Genomic DNA, 18,235 nt, shown 5'->3' on the forward strand with positions numbered 1-18,235 from the left:
GCGGGACCTCAACGTCGATAGCCCCACGGGGGCGGTTCAGCCGACCGAACCCAGCGCCACGTAGGCCACGACGAAGAGCCCGGCGACTGCGGCCGTGGCCGCCAGGGCGGTGGCGATGGGCAGGGCGCCGGCACCGCGCAGGCGGGTGGCGGTCATCGCGGCGAGCAGGGCGGTACCGGCCGCCGCCACCGCGATCCAGTAGACGGGGCTGGTGGTGTCGGCGATGTAGGTCAGGCCGTAGACGCCCTCACCGATACCGATTCCGCTCAGGAGGGCCGTCCCGGCGGCGGCCCTGGGCCGCGACCTCGACCGGAGCCAGGCCGTGGCGGTTCCGACGAAGGGGCCGACCACCGCCCCCACCGCGCCGAACAGCACCGGGCTGTAGAACAGCCCTTGCAGGTGGGCCGCTGCGGAGTAGCCCAGGACCAGCAGCACGAACCCCACCGCGCCGAGGACCGCCGACGCCGCCGTGTTCAGCCGCGCCGCGTGGATGAGCAGCACCGTCAGCAGGGTCCAGCCGCTGGCCGAGTTGGCGAACGAGGAGACGGCCTCGGGCAGGAACCCCTGGGCGAAGAAGGTCAGGCCGCCCAGGACGAAGCTCGCGGCGGCCACCGCGACCGCGCGGGCCGGGGCGGGCAGCGGGCGGGCGGGGGCGCGGGGATCGGCGGCGGGGCCGCTCATGCGCTGCACCTCCCGTTGTTTTGCGGGGTTTGGGGGACATTGGGGGATGCGGCCCCTGTTCCGGTGCCGAGTCCCGTGGCCGCCTACCATGCGGCCCCTGGCGGGCGCGGCGGGCACACCGGTCAGACGCGGTCGACGAACCCGCCGTCCACGACCAGGTTCGCCCCCGTGGTGAACGACGCGGCGGGCGAGGCGAGGAACACCACGGCGCGGGCGATCTCCTCCGGGCGGCCCATCCGCCCCATGGGGATGCGGTCGCGCACACTGGTGTAGAACTCCGGGTCGGCCGTGCGGCGGCGCGCCCAGCCTCCGCCCTCGAACTCCACCGGGCCGGGCGAGACCGTGTTCACCCGGATCCCCTGGGGGGCCAGGGACCGGCCCAGCGCGGCCGCGTGGTGGTTGAGGGCCGCCTTGAGCGCGCCGTAGGACTTGGGGCCGGACGGGCGGCCCGAGTGCAGCGCCGAGGTGGTGGAGATCAGCACGATCGCGCCGCCCCGCTCGGAGGCGGCCAGGCGCGGGACCGCGTGCTCGGCCATCCGCACGAACGGCAGCACGTCGGTGGCGAAGCCCTGCTCCCAGGACGCCGAACTCCCGCCCGACACGTTGGACACCAGCACGTCGAGCCCGCCCAACTCGTCGGCGGCGCGGTCCAGGAAACCCGTCAGCGCGCCGGTGTCGGCCACGTCCACCGGCTCGGCGACCACCCGCGCCCCCAGTTCCCGCAGCTCCCCCGCCGCCCGCTCCAGGGGCTCGGGCGAGCGGGCGCACACCGCCAGGTCCGCGCCCTCCTCGGCGAACGCCTGCGCGATGGCGCGTCCGATCCCCCGGCTCGCGCCCGTGACCACGACGCGGGCTCCCCGCAGTCCCAGATCCATGCTGCCGCTCCCTCTCCGCTTCCTACCGGCCTGCCTCGGCCGGCCCTCGGTCTGCTCCGCTCTGCCAAGCCCTCCGGCGAGCGGCCCGCCGCTGCGCGCCGCCGCGACCGCCCCCTACCCCGGACAGCACCGCTACCCGGACAACACGGCGGGCGCCCCCTCCTCCCGGTACCGGTGAGGGGGCGCCCGCGTCGGCGCCGTGGGCGCGGGGCAGGCTAGGCGCCGGTGGAGTGGAAACCGCCGTCGACGTGCACGACCTCGCCCGTGGTGGCCGGGAACCAGTCCGACAGCAGGGCCACGACCGCGCGCGCGGCGGGCTCGGGGTCGGTGGTGTCCCAGCCCAGCGGGGCGCGCTGCGGCCACATGTCGGCCAGCTCCTCGAAGCCGGGGATGCTGCGCGCGGCCATGGTACGCAGCGGACCGGCCGAGACCAGGTTCACCCGGATGCTGTCCTTGCCCAGGTAGCGGGCGAGGTAGCGGGCCGTGGACATGAGCCCGGCCTTGGCCACGCCCATCCAGTCGTAGACGGGGAAGGAGACGCTGTGCTCGAAGTCCATCGCCACGATCGAGCCGCCGTCCTTCATCAGCGGCAGCAGGGCCGTGGACAGCGCCTTGAGGGAGTACGTCGAGGTGTGCATCGCCGTGGCGACGTCCTCCCACGACGTGTTGAGGAAGTTGCCGCCCAGGGCCTCCTGGGGGGTGAAGCCGATGGAGTGCACGATGCCGTCGAGGCCGTCGACGTGCTCGCGCACGCGGTCGGCCAGGCTGTCCAGGTGCCCGGTGTCGGTGACGTCGAGTTCGAGCACCGGCGGGGTCTCGGGCAGGCGCTGGGCGATCCGCTCGACGAGGGAGAGGCGGCCGTAGCCGGTCAGGACCACGGTGGCGCCCTGCTCCTGGCACAGGCGGGCGATGTGGAAGGCGATCGAGCTGTCGGTGATCACCCCGGTGACGAGGATGCGCTTGCCCTCAAGGATTCCCATGAAGTGTGTTCGTCCTGTTCTTGTTCGGTTGCTCTGGGGGGCGTTGCGGGAGCGGGGGGCGGTGCGGCGGGGGCACGGGCCACGGGCACGGGCGCCTCAGGCGGGCGGCCGTCGGCGGCGACCGGTCCCGGCCGCTCGCGGAGGCCGTCCCGGGCACCGGCCCGGATGCCCGGTGCGTCAGTGCCCCATGCCCAGCCCGCCGTCGACGGGGATCACGGCTCCGGTGATGTAGGCGCCGCCCTCGCCGGTGAGGAAGCGGACGGCGCGGGCGACGTCCTCGGGGGCGCCGAAGCGGCCCAGGGGCACGTTCTTCTTGATGTCGGCCTGGCGCTCCTCGGGCAGCACCGAGGTCATGTCGGTGTCGATGAACCCGGGCGCGATGACGTTGACGGTGACGTTGCGCGAGCCCAGTTCGCGGGCGAGCGAGCGGGCGAACCCGACCAGGCCGGCCTTGGAGGCGGCGTAGTTGGTCTGCCCGCCCGAGCCGGCCAGGCCCACCACCGAGGAGATGAGGACGATCCGGCCGCTGCGCTGGCGCATCATGGTGCGCACCGCGCGCTTGGCCACCCGGAAGGCCCCGGTGAGGTTGGTGTCCAGGACCGAGGAGAAGTCCTCCTCGCTCATCATGGCCAGGACCTTGTCCTTGGTGATGCCGGCGTTGGCCACCAGCACCTCCACCGGCCCCTGCTCCTCCTCGACCTGCTTGAAGGCGGCGTCGACCTGCGCGCTGTCGGTGATGTCGCAGCGCACCCCCAGCAGGCCCTCGGGGGGCTCGCCGGAGCGGTACGTCACGGCGACCTGGTCTCCGCCGGCCGACAGCTCTCGGGCGATCGCCAGCCCAATCCCCCGGTTCCCACCGGTGACCAGTGCCGAGCGTGACATGTAAGGCACCTCCGTGCGCCGGATGCGGCGCGTTCGCGACGGTTCGTCAGACAGAATGCACAGCAGCGTACCGAGCTACCGGCCGGTACCGGGAACCGAGTGCCGGTGTTTGACCCCACTGCGATCAGCGGCGTCGCCGGTGGTGGACGGCTCGGAAACCGCCCGGAGACGCCCGGCCCACGGCGCTTTCGCGGGTGTTTGACACCCCCCTCGGCACACCTCCGGCTCCCCCGGTGACACCCCCGCCGCAGCGGGCTGGCGCGCGCCCCCGGTGTCGGGTATGCAGGGGTTTGGGCGCCCGCGCCGGGCGGGCCGCGCCGAGGCACCGGGAGGCTCACCGTGGACACCGCCATCGTCGCCACGCCCGTCGACTTCGCCGTCTACGGCGAGTACGGCGGAAGCATGACCGCGCCCAAGGGCAAGACCTTCCAGCGCCCCACCTACCCCTTCCAGGACCGCGTCGGCGGCGAGCGCTTCCCGGCCGAGCCCGGCCGCTACCGCCTCTACGCCTCCTACGCCTGCCCGTGGGCCCAGCGCAGCCTGATCGTGCGGCGCCTCAAGGGCCTGGAGAAGGTGATCTCGGTGGCGATCGTGGACCCGGTGCGCGACGGCCGGGGCTGGGCGTTCCGCGAGGGCCCCGGGCACGGCCCCGACGAGGTCGGCGGGTTCGCGCTGCTGCGGGAGCTGTACGAGGCCACCGAGCCCGGCTACGACGGCCACATCTCGGTGCCGGTGCTGTGGGACACCGCCACCCGCCGCATCGTCAGCAACCACTTCCCCGACATCACCCCCGACCTCAACGCCCGCTTCAACGCCTGGGCCGAGCACGACGTGGAGCTGTACCCCGAGCACGCGCGCGCCGAGATCGACCGCCTCAACGAGCGCGTGTACGCGGCGGTCAACAACGGGGTCTACAAGTGCGGGTTCGCCCCCGGTCAGGACGCCTACGACTCCGCTGTGGCCGAACTGTTCGCGGCGCTGGACGAACTGGAGGGGCTGCTGGCCGACCGCCGGTTCCTCACCGGCGACCACGTCACCGAGGCCGACGTCCGGCTGTGGGTGACCCTGGTGCGGTTCGACACCGTCTACTTCACCCATTTCAAGACCAACCTGCGGCGGCTGGCGGACTACCCCAACCTGTGGGGCTACACCCGCGACCTCTACGCGCTGCCGGCGTTCCGCGAGACCACCGACTTCGACCACATCCGGCGGCACTACTACATCACCCACGGCAATCTGAACCCGCGCCGGATCGTGCCCGCCGGGCCGCTGCCCGACTTCGACGCGCCCCACGACCGCGCCCGGCTGAGCGGCGGCGGCCCCGACGCCCCGGTGCTCAGCCGCCGGTCAGGTACTTGAGCCCGCCCTCGACCAGCCGGGGCACGACCTCGCCGATGCGGTCGAAGTCGGCGCCCACGGTCTTGCCCTGGCGGTAGCGATAGTGGATCCCCTCCAGGATCACCGCGAGCTTGAAGAACGCCAGGCCCACGTACCAGTCCAGGTGGGTGATGTCGCGGCCCGAGCCCGCCGCGTAGCGGGCGATGATCTCGTCGGCGTCGGGGTAGCCCTCGGCGGTGTGCGCGTCGCTGACCCCGGTGCTGGCGCGCATGGCCTCGCTGTTGTAGGTGAGGATCAGCGCGAGGTCGGTGAGCGGGTCGCCCAGGGTGGACATCTCCCAGTCGATGACGGCGCGGATGCGGTCGTCGGGACCCACCAGGAGGTTGTCCAGCCGGTAGTCGCCGTGCACGATCGCCGGCGCGGTGCCCGCCGGGATGTTCTCGGCCAGGCGTGCGCGCAGTTCGTCGATGCCGGGCAGCTCGCGGCTGCGCGACGCCTCCAACTGCTTGGACCAGCGGCGCACCTGGCGCTCCAGGAAGCCCTCGGGCCGCCCGAAGTCGGCCAGGCCCACGGCCGCCGGGTCGACCGCGTGCAGCGCCACCAGGGTGTCGATCATGGTCATGGCGACGGCGTGGGTGCGCTCGGCGCCGATGGCGTCGAGTTGGCGGGCGGTGCGGTAGGGCACGCCCTCGACGTACTCCATGACGTAGAACGGCGCGCCGACCACCTCGGGGTCGGTGCACAGCAGCAGGGTGCGCGGCACCGGGACCTCGGTGTCGGCCAGGGCCGAGACCACCCGGTGCTCGCGGGCCATGTCGTGGGCGGTGGGCAGCACGTGGCCCAGCGGCGGGCGGCGCACCACCCAGCGGGTGCGGCCGTCGGTGACCGCGTAGGTGAGGTTGGACCGGCCGCCGGCGATCACCTCGCCCGACAGCGCGCCCTGGACCACGCCGGGGAGCCGGTCGGCCAGGTGGTCCTCCAGCCGCCGCAGGTCCAGCCCCGGTGGATTGGCGGTCCCGCCGTTGTCGCCCATGCGCACTCCCTGGTGGTGGTTCGGCCGCGGCGCGGCCCATGGCGCCCAGCGCGCCGCGCGCGGCGGCACGGCCGAGCGGCCCCGCTCGACGTAAACGACCACAACATACCATCCGGTCGGTTTCTCGGCGCGGGAGTGGCCGGGTGCGAAGGCGCTCGGGCGCGGGCGTGGAACGCGGGGCGCGGCACGGGGACAGGCGCGCCCCGCGCACGCCGGGCCGCCCGGCGGGGCCCCCCGGGGGGGGCGGGGGGGCGGGGGGCCGCGCCCCGCCGGGGAGGTTAGCCGGCTAGTAGGTGATGGCCTCGGCCCCCAGCAGCGACTTCAGGTCGCCGGCGAGTTCGGGGCCCACCCGCACCGCGTACCCCGGGATGTCGTAGACCCGCGACTTCAGCGGGTGGTCGACCCGGATGGTGAGCGGGGTGTCGCCGGGGTGGGCCTTGAGGATCTGCTTCAGCTCGTCCACGAGGTCGCCGGTGACCCGCTGCTCCTGCATGGTGATCAGCATGGGCGGCGGGCCCTCGGTGACGTGGCTGATGTCCAGCGGGGTCAGCTCCATGGCCTGCACGGAGTACTCGCCCTCGCGCTCCTTGACCCGGCCCCGCACCGACACGGCGGTGTCCTCGGTCAGGACCTCGGAGTAGAGGGTGTAGGCCTCGGCGAAGAAGAGGACGTCGATGCTGGCGTCGAGGTCCTCGATGGTGACCTTGGCCCAGGGGTTGCCCGACTGCTTGCTGACCCGGCGCTCCACCGACGAGATCAGCCCGGCGATCTGGACCTCGGAGCGGTCGCGGCGCTCGCCGCTGTTCAGCTCGGGGATGGAGACGTCGCTGTTGCGGGCCAGGATGCGCTCGGCGCCGGCCAGGGGGTGGCTGGAGACGTAGAGTCCCAGCATCTCGCGCTCGAAGGCGAGCTTGGCCTTGCGGTCCCACTCCTTGTCCGACCAGGCGATGTCCAGGCCGATGGGGCCGGAGTCGGCGGAGTCGCCCCCGCCGAACAGGTCGAACTGGCCGTGGGCCTCCTGCTTCTTGGCCGAGATCATGGCGTCGACGGCGTGCTCGTGGTGGTTGAACAGGTCCATGCGCGGCTGGCCCAGGCTGTCGAAGGCGCCGGCCTTGATCAGGGACTCCACCACGCGCTTGTTGCAGGCGGTCAGCTCGATCTTGGAGACGAAGTCCACGAACGAGGTGAACTCGCCCTTGGCCTTGCGGGTGTTCATGATCGACTCCACCACGTTGGCGCCGACGTTGCGCACGGCGCCCATGCCGAAGCGGATGTCGTTGCCGACGGCGGAGAACCGCAGCCCGGACTCGTTGACGTCGGGCGGCAGCACCCGGATGCCCATCTTGCGGCACTCGGCGAGGTAGACCGCCATCTTGTCCTTGTCGTCGCTGACCGAGGTCAGCAGCGCGGCCATGTAGGAGGCGGGGTGGTTGGCCTTGAGGTAGGCGGTGCGGAAGGACAGGATGGCGTAGCCGGCGGCGTGGGACTTGTTGAAGGCGTAGCCGGAGAACGGGAGCATGACCTCCCAGAGCTTGTCGATGGCCTCCTGGGAGAACCCGCGCTCCAGCATGCCGGCGCTGAACTTGCCGTACTCCTTCTCCAGCGCCTCCTTCTTCTTCTTGCCCATGGCGCGGCGCATGAGGTCGGCGCCGCCCAGGGAGTAGCCCGCCAACTGCTGGGCGATCGCCATGATCTGCTCCTGGTAGACCAGCACGTGGAAGGTCTCGGCCAGGATGGGGTCCAGGGCGTCGTACAGCTCCGGGTGGATCGAGGTGATCTCCTGGCGCCCGTTGGAGCGGTCGGCGTAGTCGTTGTGGGCGTTGGCCGCCATGGGGCCGGGCCGGTACAGCGCGTTGACGGCGACGATGTCGGCGAAGCGGGTGGGCTGCATGCGCCGCAGCAGCGCCCGCATGGCCGTGCCGTCGAGCTGGAACACGCCCAGGGTGTCGCCGCGCGCCAGCAGCTCGTAGGTCTTCTTGTCGTCGAAGGGGATGTTCGACCAGTCGAGGTCGAGGCCCTCGTTGGACTTCACGTTGCGGATCGCGTCATCGATGATCGTGAGGTTGCGCAGACCCAGGAAGTCCATCTTCAGCAGGCCCATCTCCTCGCACTGAGGGAAGGGGAACCCGGTGATGATGGCGCCGTCGGTGTCGCGCTTGTGCAGCGGCACGACGTCCAGCAGCGGCTCGGCCGACAGGATGACGCCGGCGGCGTGCACGCCGGTGCCGCGGGTCAGGCCCTCCACGCCGCGCGCGGTCTCCATGACCTTGCGGACCTGGGGGTCCTTCTCCATCAGGTTGCGGAGTTCCACGGCCTCGGCGTAGCGCTCGTGGGAGGAGTCCTCGACGGCCGAGAGCGGGATCTCCTTGCCGCCCACCGCCGGGGGGAACGCCTTGGTGATCTGGTCGCCCAGGGCGTAGGGCAGGCCGTGGATGCGGGTGGAGTCCTTGACGGCGGCCTTGGCCTTGATGGTGCCGAAGGTGAGGATCTGGGCGACGCGCTCCTCGCCGTACTTGCGGGTGACGTACTCGATCATCTCCCCGCGCCGACGCTCGTCGAAGTCCAGGTCGATGTCGGGCATGGTGACGCGTTCGGGGTTGAGGAACCGCTCGAACAGCAGGCCGTGGTCGATGGGGTCGAGGTCGGTGATGCCCAGCACGTAAGCCACCATCGACCCGGCGGCCGAACCGCGGCCCGGCCCCAGCGCGATGCCGTTCTTGCGGGCGTACTGGCAGATGTCGGCGACCACGAGGAAGTAGGCCGGGAAGCCCATGGCCTCGATGATGCCGACCTCGCGGTCGACGCGTTCGCGCACGGCGTCGGTGACGCCGTCGGGGTAGCGCACGGCGAGGTGGCGCTCGATCTCCTTGCGCAGCCAGGACGCCTGGGTCTCGCCCTCGGGGACGTCGAACTTGGGCATGAGGTCGCGCGAGGCGAAGACCTCGTCGTAGCAGCCGTCCTCGACCTGCTCGGCGACCCACAGGGTGTTGCGGCAGCCCTCGGCCCATTCGTCGAGGGTGAGGATGGACCGCATCTCCTCGGCGGACTTGATGTAGTAGCCGTCGCCGTTGAACTTGAAGCGGTTGGGGTCGTCGAGGTTCTTGCCCACGCCGATGGCCAGCAGGGCGTCGTGGGCCTCGGCCTGGTCCTGGGTGACGTAGTGGGAGTCGTTGGTGACCAGGGGGCGGAGGTTGAGCTGGCGGCCGACCTTGAGCAGGCCCTCGCGGACCTCGCGCTCGATGCCGATGCCGTGGTCCATCAGCTCCAGGAACACGTGGTCGCGGCCGAAGATGTCCTGGAGGCCGGCGGCGTACTCGATGGCCTCCTGCTCCTGGCCCAGGCGCAGCCGGGTCTGCACGCCGCCCGAGGGGCAGCCGGTGGAGACCATGACGCCCTCGGAGTGCCGGCTCATCAGCTCCAGGTCCATGCGGGGCTTGCCGTAGTAGCCCTCGATGCTGGCCAGGGAGGACATGCGGAAGAGGTTGCGCAGGCCGGTGGCGTTGCGCGCCCACATGGTCATGTGGAGGTAGCGCCCGCCGCCGGAGATGTCCTTGCCGCCCTCGGCCTGGTCGTCGGAGTCGCCGCGGCCCCAGCGCATGCGCTTCTTGTGGAAGCGGGAGTCGGGCGCGACGTAGGCCTCGATGCCGATGATGGGCTTGACCCCCGAGCCCTTGGACTGCTCCCAGAACTCGTAGGCGCCGAACATGTTGCCGTGGTCGGTCATGGCCACGGCGGGCATCTGCTGGCGGGCCGCCTCGGCGAAGAGGGGCTTGAGTTTGGCGGCACCGTCGAGCATGGAGTACTCGGTGTGCACATGCAGGTGAACAAAGGGGTCGGCCACAGCTCGTGCTCTCTGTAGGTCGGAACGGGTCGGGATGTGTCGAGGATGTCGGTCGGTCGGCTCGGACTCGGCCGCGGGTCGGCGGCGGCGCGCGGCCACTGGAGTTTCTCACCCTAACTCCGGACCCGGCGGCCACGTCCTGCTCATCCACAACTCCCAGCTCAGCGGCGTGCGGGCGTGTCGCGGCGGGCCCGGGGCGGGTGGCGGGCCGGCCCTGACCCACCTCGCTGTTCTCTCTGCGCACGACTGTGCGGAGCGACCAAGAACCCCGCGGGTTTTTGTCCGCGGGGACGAACACCCCGCTGTTCACCCGCCCGTAGGATTCCGCCACCGCTCACCGGCGCGCCCCGACCACCACTCGGCGGCAGGCCGCGCCGCGGCGGCGTCCGCACCGGCCACACCCCGGCGCGCACGCGGCCGCCACCCCCCTCCCCCGGCCCAGCCGCGCGTGCCCGGCACGCGGCGGCGACGCCGTTCGGCCCGCGCCGCGCCGCCTCCGCGGCGACCCGAGCACCGGGCCGATCCCCCGTCCGCCCTTTCGGGGCGGAACCTCCGCGAGACCAGGAGCCTGCTATGAGCGTGGCGAACCCGCCCACACCGCCCTCGACGCCGCCCGGCCCCACCCGGACCAAGGTCCTGGTGGCGAGCCTGACCGGCAGCACGATCGAGTGGTTCGACTTCTTCCTCTACGGCACGGCGGCGGCCCTCGTCTTCGACGAGCTGTTCTTCCCCTCCGACGACCCGTTCGTGTCGCTGATGCTGTCCTACCTGACGTTCTCGCTGACGTTCTTCATCCGCCCGCTGGGCGGGATCGTCTTCGCCCACATCGGCGACCGCGTCGGCCGCAAGCGCACCCTGGTCATCACGCTGTCGCTGATGGGCGGCGCGACCATGCTCATCGGCCTGCTGCCGACCTATGAGACCGCCGGGCTGCTGGCGCCGGTGCTGCTGGTGGCGCTGCGCGTGGTGCAGGGCATGGGCATCGGCGGCGAGTGGGGCGGCGCGCTGCTGCTGGCCTACGAGTACGCCCCGCGCGGCCGGCGCGGCCTCTACGGCAGCGTGCCGCAGATGGGCATCACCAGCGGCATGCTGCTGGCCAGCCTTGCGCTGTCGGCGATGAGCCTGCTGGACGACGCCCAGTTCGCGGCGTGGGGCTGGCGGGTGCCGTTCATCGCCAGCGTCGTGCTGGTGGCGGTGGGCCTGTGGATCCGCTCGGGCATCGACGAGACACCGGCGTTCCGCGCCGCCAAGAGCGAGGGCCGGGTGGCCAGGCTGCCGATCGTGGAGACCCTGCGCCACCACTGGCGCGCGGTGCTGATCGCGGTGGGCGTCAAGGTGGTCGAGACCGCGCCGTTCTACATCTTCGGCACGTTCGTGGTGAGCTACGCCACCGGCACCCTGGACTACTCCAACACCGTGGCGCTGAACTCGGTGACGGCGTCCGCGGTGGTGGCCACGGTCGCGATCCCGCTGGCCGGGCGGCTCTCGGACGCCTGGGGCCGCCGGCGCGTCTACGTCATGGGCACCGTGGCGCTGGCCGCCTTCGCCGTGCCCTACTTCCTGATGCTCCAGACAGGGTCGGGGCTGATGCTGGTGGCCGCCACGGTGATCGGGCTGGGCATCCTGTGGCCGCCGGTGACCGCCACCATCGGCACGCTCAGCTCGGAGATCTTCTCGACCCGGGTGCGCTACACCGGTGTCACCCTGGGCTACCAGGTCGGCGCCGCCCTGGCCGGCGGCACCGCGCCGCTGATCGCCACGTGGCTGCTGTCGCGGTTCGCCGAGTCGTGGGTGCCCATCGCGGTGTACCTGGTGGCGACGGCGGCGATCTCGCTGGCGGCGGTGGCGCTGGCCCGCCGCGCCGCCTCGGCCGAGACCCGCGCGGAGGCCGAGGAGGAGGCAGAGGAGGCCGGGCGGCGTCCGGCCGCCTAGCCGGGCACGTCCAAGGCGGGCCGCGACCGCGCGCACGGGCGCGCGGCGGCGGCCCGCCGCGCGTTCTCCCGATTCTCTCCGAAAACCGGCCCCCGCCCCCGGACCGGCGGCGGGGCGGCCCGGTCCGCTTCTAGGACCGCAGGGCGGTCAGCAGCAGGTCGGCGTAGTAGTCGCCGATCTGGGCGGGGCTCAGCTCGCCGTCGGGGCGGTACCACGTGCTGAGGTGGTGCACGCTGCCGAAGTAGAAGTCGACCACCAGGTCGGCGGGCACGCGGTCGGTGAACACGCCCGCGCGCTGGCCCTCGGTGATCAGCGAGCGGAACAGCTCGTGGTAGCGGCGGCGCTCCAGGCGGACCTCGCGCTGCTTCTCGGCGGTGAGCTGGTGCAGCGAGCGGAAGGAGATCGTGGCGTCGTCGAGGTTGTCGATGGTGCTGACCACCACGTCGGCGGCGGCGCGGCTGACGCGGTCGGCGACCGGGCCGCCCGAGGCGGCGATCTGCTGGAGCCGGCTCATCTGGAGCCGCAGCACGCGCGCGTAGATCTCGGCGAGCAGGTCGTCCTTGGAGTCGAAGTAGTGGTACATCGCCCCCTTGGTGACGTTGGCGGCGTCCACGATCTCCTGCACGGAGGTGCGGTCGAAGCCCTTCTCGGCGAACAGCCGGGTGGCGACGGCCAGCAGCCGGCGGGGGACCGACTGCTCGGCGGACTCGGTGGACACGGGTCCGGTGGGGCCGGTGGGTCCGGGTTCGGGAGCGGCGGCGGTCCCGGCCGGCGTCCCCAAGCCCCCCTGGGTGCGAACGGCCACGGCTCGGCCTTTCTACGACGAACAAAGGTGGCTGCGCGAAGCGCCCGGGTCTGGGACACGTGACTGCGGACCCCGAAGCGGCGCTGCATCCACAATAGACCGCGCGGGCGCCCCGCCTCGGGTGAACCACGTCACCCCGGCGCCCGGCGCGCACCGCCCCGCCCGGGTGCGCGGTGCGCCGCTCAGGCCCACCCGGCGTCGTGGGCCAGGATGGCGGCCTGCACCCGGTTGCTCAGCCCCAGCTTGGCCAGGATGCTGCTGACGTGCGCCTTCACCGTGGCCTCGCGCATGCCCAGGCCGCGCCCGGCCTCGGCGTTGGACATCCCCTTGGCCACCGCCACCAGCACGTCGCGCTCGCGCTCGCTGAGCACCGACAGGCGCTGGGCCGCCGCGGCGGCGGCGCCGGTGCCCGAGGCCGCGAACCGCTCCAGCATCCGCTTGGTGATGCTGGGCGCCAGCATGGCGTTGCCCTCGGCGATGGTGCGCACGGCGGCGATGAGGTCGCGCGGCGGGGTGTCCTTGAGCAGGAACCCCACGGCGCCCGCGCGCAGCGCCCGGTGCACGTACTCGTCCAGGTCGAAGGTCGTCAGCAGCACCACCTTGGGCGGGCGCGGCAGGTCGGCCAGCGCGGCGGCCGCGGTGAGGCCGTCGGTGCCGGGCATGCGGATGTCCAGCAGCGCCACGTCGGGCTCGACGCGGGCGGCCAGCTCCACCGCCTCGGCGCCGTCGCCGGCCTCGCCCACCACCTCGACGTCCTCGGCGGAGTCCAGGATCATCCGCAGGCCCGAGCGCACCAGCCGCTCGTCGTCCACCAGGATCACGCGGATCACCGGTTCGCCCCCTCGCCGTCGTCAACGTGCTCGCCCCCGCCGCCGCCTGCCGCGCCCTCCGGGGCGGGCAGCACGGCGCGCACCCGCCAGCCGCCGCCGGGCCGGGGTCCGGCGGTGAGCGTACCGCCGATCAGCACCAGCCGCTCGCGCAGCCCGGCCAGGCCGTAGCCGCTGCCCGGCGGAGGCTCGGCGGGCGGCCCCTCGGGCGGGTCCTCGTTGTCGACGGTGACCGCCAGGGTGCCGGGCCGGTGCTCCAGCTCCACCCGCACCGCGCCGCCCGGGGCGTGCTTGCCCGCGTTGGTCAGCGCCTCCTGCACGGTGCGGTAGGCGGTGCGCTCGGTCTGGGCGGGCAGCGGCGCGGGCGTGCCCGACACCCGCCACTCCACCGGCATGCCCGCGCGCCGCCACTCGCCGATGAGGCGGGCGAGGTCGGCCAGCACCGGCTGGGGCGCGGTGGGCGCTGCCTCTCCGGGCTCCTCGCGCAGTACGCCGAGGATCCCGCGCAGCTCGGCCAGCGCCTCGCGGCCGGTGGTGCGGATCAGCCCGGCGGCGGCCACGGTGCGCTCGTCGGCGGCCGAGACCTCCAGGCCGCCGGCGTGCAGCACCATCAGGCTGACCCGGTGGGCGACCACGTCGTGCATCTCGCGGGCGATGCGGGTGCGCTCGGCGGTGATGGCCTGGTCGGCGAGCAGGTGCTGCTCGCGCTCCAGGCGTTCGGCGCGCTCGTGCAGGTTGGCGATCAACTGGCGGCGGGTGCCCACCCACAGGCCCACGGTCAGCGGCATGCCCTGGAACATCAGCACCAGCGTCACCGCCGCGCCGGGCACGACGGCGCTCGTGGAGCCGAGCAGCACGGCGGTGGCTCCCATGAGGCCGACCGCCCAGGCGGCCAGCCGCCGCCGGTCCTCCTGCCAGGCGGCGTAGCTGAACAGCGCCAGCCCCGGGGTGCCGAAGTCGCCGACGCAGAGCATGAGCACGGCCGAGGCCGCCAGCAGCCAGCCCGGCCGCGTGCGGCGCACCAGCACCAGGGCGGCGACGCCGGCGGGCACCAGGAAGGTGAGGGCCGCCATGGACAGCACGCGCGTCATCGAGCCCGACGCCTGGAGGGCCGTTCCGCCGAAGGGGCCGGCCGGCGCCACGGCGATCATCAGGGCGCTCCAGGGGTAGACCATCGCCGCCAGCGCCCAGTCGGCGGCCGTGTCCCGGCGCGCCCACCAGCGCCGCGCCCAGGCCGGCGCGGCCTGTTCCCGTTCCTCCACCGCTCCTGCCCCCCGTGCCGGGGCCGCCCCGGCTGGCGGCGGCCCGTGCCTGCGGCGGAGTCTATGCGCCGCCCGCGCGCGCGTCGCCCCTGGTGGCGGGCGCCGCGGGCGCCTCCGCCGAAAGTCGGTGCCCACCGCCCGGCCCAGGTCAGGGCGGGTGGCGCGGCGCGGGGGCGGCGCCGCGCGCGGGCGGCCGGGCGCCGGCGCCCCCGACGAAAGTCGGTGCCCGGACCCCGACCATGTGCGGCCGCCGGGCGCCGGCGCCGCGGCTTTCGCCCATGCGCCAATCGCCATCGCGGCCGATGCCCCCGCCACCTGGGCGGACCTAGCGTTGCACCGTGCCGCGCCGCTGCCGGGGACGCCCGGGGCGCGGCCCGTGGACCGGTCCCCCGTCGTCGTTGTCCCGCACCGTGCTCGGCACGGTGTCCCGCACCTGTTTGGAGATCCGAGTGAGCGAGTACGCGGCCGCGGCCGCACCGCAGCCCTCCCCCGCCCCGCCCGTGGTGGCGGCCCGCGACCTGACCAAGGTCTACGGCGGCGCGGGATCGACCGTCCGCGCGCTGGACGAGGTCAGCGTGTCCTTCTCCCGGGGCGCCTTCACCGCCATCATGGGTCCCTCGGGCTCAGGGAAGTCGACCCTGATGCACTGCCTGGCCGGGCTGGACACGGTCACCTCCGGCACCGTGCACCTGGGCGACACCGAGATCACCCGGCTCAAGGACCGCGAGCTGACCCTGCTGCGCCGCGACCGCATCGGGTTCGTCTTCCAGTCGTTCAACCTGCTGCCGATGCTCACCGCCGAGCAGAACATCCTGCTGCCGGCCCGCATCGCCCGGCGCCGCACCGACCCCGCCCGCCTGGCGCGCATCGTGGAGGTGGTGGGCCTGGGCAAGCGCCTGCACCACCTGCCCTCGGCGCTGTCGGGCGGCCAGCAGCAGCGCGTGGCGGTGGCCCGCGCGCTGCTGGGCGACCCCGAGGTCGTCTACGCCGACGAGCCCACCGGCAACCTGGACTCCCGCTCCGGTGCCGAGGTGCTGGGGTTCCTGCGCGACTCCGCGCGGGAGCTGGGCCAGACGGTCGTGATGGTCACCCACGACCCGGTCGCCGCCGCCTACGCCGACCGCGTGGTGTTCCTGCGCGACGGCCGGCTCGTGGACGAGGTGTACGGCCCCACCGCCGAGACCGTGCTGGACCGCCTCGTGAAGCTGGAGTCCTGAACCGATGCTGCGCACCACACTGGCCGGCCTGCGGCTGCACAAGGGCCGGCTCGTCACCACCGCCCTGGCCATCGCGCTGGGCGTCATGTTCGTCGCGGGCACCCTGGTCTTCACCGACACCCTGCGCGCCTCCTACAGCGCCCAGGTGATGGGCTCGGCGGAGCGGATGGACGCCGTGGCGCTGCCCGAGGGCGAGTCCGAGCGGCCGCTGCCGCCCGGGCTGCTGGAGGAGATCCGCGACCTGCCCGAGATCGACCGCGCCGAGGGCATGGTCCGCGCCGAGGCGCCGCTGCTGGACCCCGACGGCCGCGCGGTGGGCACGCTGCCCACCCTGGCGGTGTCGGTGGGCGACCCCAGCCGCTACACCGCCGCCCAGGGCGAACTGCCCGACGCCGACGACGAGGCGGCCCTGGCCACCTCCACCGCCGAGACCGCCGGCTACGCCATCGGCGACACCGCCGAGGTGCTCGACGCCGACGGCGAGCGCCACACCGTCACCATCACCGGCCTGGTCGACTTCGGCGTCGACCCGCAGGTGGGATACCAGGGCGCGGTCGTGCTCACCCCCGAGGCCGCCTCGCGCGTGACCGGTGTGGAGGGGTTCGCCGAGATCGACGCCGTCGCCGCCGAGGGGGTGTCGGCCGAGGAGGCCGTGGCGGCCGTGGACGCGGTCGCCGGCTCCGGCACCGAGGTGATCACCGGGCGCACCCTGGGCGAGCGGCTGGCCGACCGGGCCGGCGTCGAGGCCGACAGCATGGCCACCGCGCTGCTGCTGTTCGCGGTGGTGTCGGTGGTGGTGGCCGCGATCGTCATCCAGAACACGTTCGCGATCCTGGTCGCCCAGCGCCGGCGCGAGATGGCGCTGCTGCGCTGCGTGGGCGCCCGGCGCGGGCAGGTGTTCGCCAGCGTGGTGCTGGAGGCGCTGGTGGTGGGCCTGGCCGCCTCGGCGCTGGGCGTGCTGGCCGGGATCGCCCTGGCCGCGGTGGGGTTCCGCGTGGGCGGTGAGGCGCTGGACGCCGGCACCGGCGCGGCGCCGCTGGTGCTCACCCCGACGGCGGTGCTGGTCAGCCTGGCCGTGGGCACCCTCACCACCCTGGTCGCCGCGGCGCTGCCGGCCCGCCGCGCCACCTTCACGCCGCCGCTGGCGGCGCTGCGCGACAGCGACGTCGCCACGGGCCTGGACCGGCGCACCGGGTGGCTGCGCACGGGGGCGGGCGCGGTGCTGCTGGGCGCCTCGGCGCTGCTGGTGTCCTACGCGGTGGCGACCCCCTCGGGCCAGCAGGGGCTGGTGGTCGTGGCGCTGGCGGGGATCCTGGCGTTTATCGGCGTGGTGGTGTGGAGCCCGCTGCTGGTGCGCCTGGCCGTGGCCGCGCTGGCACCGCTGCTGCGGCTGCTGGGCGCCTCGGGCGCGCTGGCCGCCGACAACGCCCGGCGCAACCCGCGGCGGGCGGCCACCGCCATGGTGGCGCTGACCGTCGGCGCCACGCTGATCAGCGGCTACTCGGTCATCAACGCCTCGATGCAGGCCACCACCGACGACATGCTGGACCGGCAGTTCCCGTTCGACTACCAGCTCAGCGCCCAGCTCGACGGCGAGGGCACCGGCACCGTGCCGGCCGAGGTCACCGCCGAGCTGCGCGACTCCCCGGCGGTGGGGTCGGTGATCGCCGACCGCTCCGCCTTCCCCGAGGCCGAGGGGCGGCCCGCCGGCTACCGGGTCGCCACCTACCGGGGCGCCGACCTGGGCCGCGACCTGGAGTCGGAGATGGTCGCCGGCGACCTGTCCGACGTGGGGCCGGGCCGCGCCGCCGTGGACGAGGAGGTGGCCGCCGGCCGCGGGATCGGCGACACCATCACCGTGGAGACCTCCCGGGGCGAGCGCGACTTCGAGATCGCGGCGATCGTGCCCACCAGCAGCCAACTGTGGGGCGTGACGCTGGTGCCGCGCGACTTCGCCGCCGCCTTCCCCGAGATCACCGAGGACTCCACCGTGCTGGTCACCGGCGCCGAGGACGCCGAACCCCGGGAGGTCCGCGCGGCCGTCGACGCCGCCCTGGCCGACCACCCCACCGTGCAGGTGGTCTCGATGAGCGACATGCGCGCCCAGTTCGACGGCGTGCTGGCCGCGGCGTTCCTGGCGATCATGGCCATGCTGGGGCTGGCCGTGGTGATCGCGGTGTTCGGCATCGCCAACACCCTGGCGCTGTCGGTGCTGGAGCGCACCCGGGAGTCGGCTCTGCTGCGGGCGCTGGGCCTGCGCCGGGGCCAACTGCGGGTGATGCTGGCGCTGGAGGCGGTCGTGCTGTGCCTGACCGGCGCGCTGGTGGGCGTGGCCCTGGGCGTGTTCTTCGGGTGGGCGGCCGGTGTGGCGGTGCTGCGCGGCCTGATCTTCCAACTGCCCACGGGCCAGATCGCGGCGTTCTTGGCGATCGCCGTGGCGGCCGGCCTGCTCGCCTCGGTGCTGCCGGCCCGCCGCGCCGCGCGGGCCTCCATCACCGCCGCGATGGCCGGGCGCTGACCGGCCCGGTGCGACACACGCGGCGCGGGCCGCCCCGGCGGGCG

General features: G+C 73.7%; 13 protein-coding genes. 4 read left to right on the forward strand and 9 right to left on the reverse strand.

The window, feature by feature from the left end; genetic code table 11:
* Positions 1-36: 36 nt before the first annotated feature.
* From LG943_RS20540 to fabG, 4 genes are all read right to left on the reverse strand, one after another.
* Positions 37-681, reverse strand: coding sequence for a DUF6518 family protein (locus tag LG943_RS20540; RefSeq protein ID WP_270073956.1), 645 nt, complete (start codon positions 679-681; stop codon positions 37-39).
* 122 nt (positions 682-803) lie between these two features.
* A complete protein-coding gene (locus tag LG943_RS20545; protein ID WP_270073957.1) occupies positions 804-1,556 on the reverse strand; it encodes an SDR family NAD(P)-dependent oxidoreductase in 753 nt (250 codons plus the stop codon).
* A gap of 215 nt (positions 1,557-1,771) precedes the next feature.
* Entirely contained in the window at positions 1,772-2,536 is a 765-nt protein-coding gene (gene fabI / locus LG943_RS20550; protein ID WP_270073958.1) for an enoyl-ACP reductase FabI, read from the reverse strand.
* A gap of 177 nt (positions 2,537-2,713) precedes the next feature.
* The gene (gene fabG, locus LG943_RS20555) at positions 2,714-3,418 is read right to left on the reverse strand and encodes a 3-oxoacyl-[acyl-carrier-protein] reductase (protein WP_270073959.1); all 705 of its coding nucleotides are present in this window, start codon (positions 3,416-3,418) and stop codon (positions 2,714-2,716) included.
* 402 nt (positions 3,419-3,820) lie between these two features.
* Between fabG and LG943_RS20560 the strand changes: the two genes are divergently transcribed.
* Entirely contained in the window at positions 3,821-4,777 is a 957-nt protein-coding gene (locus tag LG943_RS20560; RefSeq protein WP_408648623.1) for a glutathione S-transferase family protein, read from the forward strand.
* Here the strand turns inward: LG943_RS20560 and LG943_RS20565 are convergent.
* Entirely contained in the window at positions 4,755-5,789 is a 1,035-nt protein-coding gene (locus tag LG943_RS20565; protein ID WP_270073961.1) for a phosphotransferase family protein, read from the reverse strand. The genes LG943_RS20560 and LG943_RS20565 overlap by 23 nt on opposite strands.
* Positions 5,790-6,075: 286 nt before the next feature.
* Positions 6,076-9,630 (reverse strand): DNA polymerase III subunit alpha, encoded by a 3,555-nt coding sequence (gene dnaE, locus LG943_RS20570; protein WP_270073962.1) that lies wholly within the window; start codon positions 9,628-9,630, stop codon positions 6,076-6,078.
* Between the two features lie 573 nt (positions 9,631-10,203).
* Here dnaE and LG943_RS20575 point away from each other — a divergent pair.
* A complete protein-coding gene (locus LG943_RS20575) occupies positions 10,204-11,562 on the forward strand; it encodes an MFS transporter (protein WP_270073963.1) in 1,359 nt (452 codons plus the stop codon).
* A 130-nt stretch (positions 11,563-11,692) separates the two neighbouring features.
* Here LG943_RS20575 and LG943_RS20580 read toward each other — a convergent pair whose 3' ends face one another.
* From LG943_RS20580 to LG943_RS20590, 3 genes are all read right to left on the reverse strand, one after another.
* Entirely contained in the window at positions 11,693-12,280 is a 588-nt protein-coding gene (locus LG943_RS20580; protein ID WP_270073964.1) for a TetR/AcrR family transcriptional regulator, read from the reverse strand.
* A gap of 269 nt (positions 12,281-12,549) precedes the next feature.
* Entirely contained in the window at positions 12,550-13,197 is a 648-nt protein-coding gene (locus tag LG943_RS20585) for a response regulator (RefSeq protein WP_270073965.1), read from the reverse strand.
* Positions 13,194-14,456, reverse strand: a complete 1,263-nt coding sequence (locus tag LG943_RS20590; RefSeq protein WP_270073966.1) for a sensor histidine kinase — start codon at positions 14,454-14,456, stop codon at positions 13,194-13,196. Before LG943_RS20590 ends, LG943_RS20585 begins: the two co-directional genes overlap by 4 nt.
* A gap of 449 nt (positions 14,457-14,905) precedes the next feature.
* Between LG943_RS20590 and LG943_RS20595 the strand changes: the two genes are divergently transcribed.
* Entirely contained in the window at positions 14,906-15,673 is a 768-nt protein-coding gene (locus LG943_RS20595; protein ID WP_270073967.1) for an ABC transporter ATP-binding protein, read from the forward strand.
* A gap of 4 nt (positions 15,674-15,677) precedes the next feature.
* Positions 15,678-18,191, forward strand: coding sequence for an ABC transporter permease (locus LG943_RS20600; protein WP_270073968.1), 2,514 nt, complete (start codon positions 15,678-15,680; stop codon positions 18,189-18,191).
* The last annotated feature ends 44 nt before the right edge of the window (positions 18,192-18,235 follow it).

The sequence above is a fragment of the Streptomonospora mangrovi genome, from assembly GCF_027604915.1.
GTDB lineage: Bacteria > Actinomycetota > Actinomycetes > Streptosporangiales > Streptosporangiaceae > Streptomonospora > Streptomonospora mangrovi.

What these genes read in the sequence shown, in the direction of transcription:
- LG943_RS20600 (WP_270073968.1), top strand. Translation starts at nt 15,678, where the DNA reads ATGCTGCGCACCACACTGGCCGGCCTGCGGCTGCACAAGGGCCGGCTC.
- LG943_RS20540 (WP_270073956.1), bottom strand. Translation starts at nt 681, where the DNA reads ATGAGCGGCCCCGCCGCCGATCCCCGCGCCCCCGCCCGCCCGCTGCCC.
- LG943_RS20575 (WP_270073963.1), top strand. Translation starts at nt 10,204, where the DNA reads ATGAGCGTGGCGAACCCGCCCACACCGCCCTCGACGCCGCCCGGCCCC.
- fabI (WP_270073958.1), bottom strand. Translation starts at nt 2,536, where the DNA reads ATGGGAATCCTTGAGGGCAAGCGCATCCTCGTCACCGGGGTGATCACC.
- fabG (WP_270073959.1), bottom strand. Translation starts at nt 3,418, where the DNA reads ATGTCACGCTCGGCACTGGTCACCGGTGGGAACCGGGGGATTGGGCTG.
- LG943_RS20565 (WP_270073961.1), bottom strand. Translation starts at nt 5,789, where the DNA reads ATGGGCGACAACGGCGGGACCGCCAATCCACCGGGGCTGGACCTGCGG.
- LG943_RS20560 (WP_408648623.1), top strand. Translation starts at nt 3,821, where the DNA reads ATGACCGCGCCCAAGGGCAAGACCTTCCAGCGCCCCACCTACCCCTTC.
- LG943_RS20545 (WP_270073957.1), bottom strand. Translation starts at nt 1,556, where the DNA reads ATGGATCTGGGACTGCGGGGAGCCCGCGTCGTGGTCACGGGCGCGAGC.